This window comes from Eremococcus coleocola DSM 15696 (assembly GCF_000428865.1).
Classification (GTDB): Bacteria; Bacillota; Bacilli; order Lactobacillales; family Aerococcaceae; genus Eremococcus; species Eremococcus coleocola.
Genome location: NZ_AUAT01000050.1, coordinates 1 through 1,598, shown reverse-complemented (window position 1 = coordinate 1,598; position 1,598 = coordinate 1). Strand labels below are relative to the sequence as shown.

The 1,598-nt window shown below is 33.1% G+C and carries 1 protein-coding gene and 1 pseudogene; both read right to left on the bottom strand.

The features are described 5' to 3' along the window. Positions 1–291, bottom strand: a pseudogene (locus tag G396_RS10660) (hypothetical protein); the annotation flags it as partial. Between the two features lie 183 nt (positions 292–474). Next, complete coding sequence (locus G396_RS0108570; RefSeq protein ID WP_028125712.1) at positions 475–1,233, bottom strand: YSIRK-type signal peptide-containing protein; 759 nt, start codon at positions 1,231–1,233, stop codon at positions 475–477. Positions 1,234–1,598 lie beyond the last annotated feature (365 nt).

The following is a 1,598-nucleotide window of genomic DNA, read 5'->3' as shown; positions in this document are numbered from 1 at the left end:
CGTTGCGGTGAAGGTATAAGTTGCTGGGTCATAGGACCATTCTAAATCACCTAAACCATTATTATTTACATAATCTCTGAAGTATTGTTCTGCTAATTCTACAGAAGATGCAGTATATTCAGAAGTAATTTGAGCGTCTTCGGAATTCACAACTAATTTATAAGTCTGTTCTTCTGCAGCTACTTCTTTTTCAGTGAAGACATAAACTAAACCATCAGCATTTGCAACAACATTATATTCACCGTATTCAGCTACCAATGAATCTGCTACAGCAACTGATGTTTGTTGCATTGCGTCCCAATCGGTCCAACCACTTTCAGCTTGAAGTGTTTCAATTGTTCCATCTAATTTATGGTATTCATACGTTACAGAATATTCTTGTGTAACTGGTTCATCAGAATGTTTATTATCCTCATCTAATGCTTTGGCCGCATCTACAACCGCTTGGATTTCACCTGGAGTGTTTGCCGCAGTTCAATCATTGTTAATGAAAGCTGATTTTTCTTCTTCAGATAAGTTTTCTAAAGCATTGATAACAGCGGTTGCTTCTTTTATCGCTACTTTTTTAGCATCTAAATTATCTTTAATTGCGATGTTTACAAATTTTTGAACGTCTTCAATTGTTGTTCTATTTTCATGTGTAGCATAATTAATAAGTTGATCTTTTCTTTTTTGTAATAGGAAAGGTAAGGCTTGGATATCTTCTGCAGCCTTTGCTTTTGCATCTTCAAGTGCTTGATCTACTCCTGTATCATTTGTTGCACGTTCGACAATTGCATCAATTTCTGCTTGATTATTAGCAGAAGGTAATTCTGCTATATATTTTGCCTTAGTTTCAGCATTAATATTTGTTAGACGGTTAATTTGATTGGTAGCATAATTAACTTGTCCGTCTTTCAATAGTTGTTCTTGAGCATCAGCTGCTTTTATATATTCATTGATTGATTCAACGCTATTTGCATGTTTAATTTTAAACGCAACCGCATCTTTCTTTTTTTGATTAGAAAATTGATAAGCATTAATATGGTCTAAAGCTGCTGCTCTAGCTTCTTCAAGACTTACTACGCCTGTGTCCTCAGTCGCAGCATTCACTAAAACAACACCTGTTAGTTGAGAATCGGAATTTACTTGAGCATAATTTTGGAAAGGGGTTCCAGCTAAGAACGCCGCAACCGCTACAGAAGCGACACCAACACTTAATTTACGAATCGAAAAACGATTTTGTTTATTCAAAATAACTTCCTTCTAACATTCTTTTAGCCAATGACAACGTGGAATTATAATCTCTAAATCCACAAGTTAACCTTATCCTAAAATAGTAAATAAATCAATTAAACACCATCATTCCTTTCCATACTTATAATATTTTAATATTTAATTAATAAAAATTTAATTCTCAAAATAATATTTATTATTAAAAAATTTTTATATTCACTTATTAAAAATAACAATAAAAGTATCGTTTTAAAGAAAAAAAGCAAGGACCGAAGTCCTTGCTTAAAGCCTATTTAATTACTTTAGGATTAGTTTTCTTTCTTGAAAGAAGGAGCAACTAGACCTACACCAGCTAATACAGCTAAAGCTGCAGCTGAGAAGAT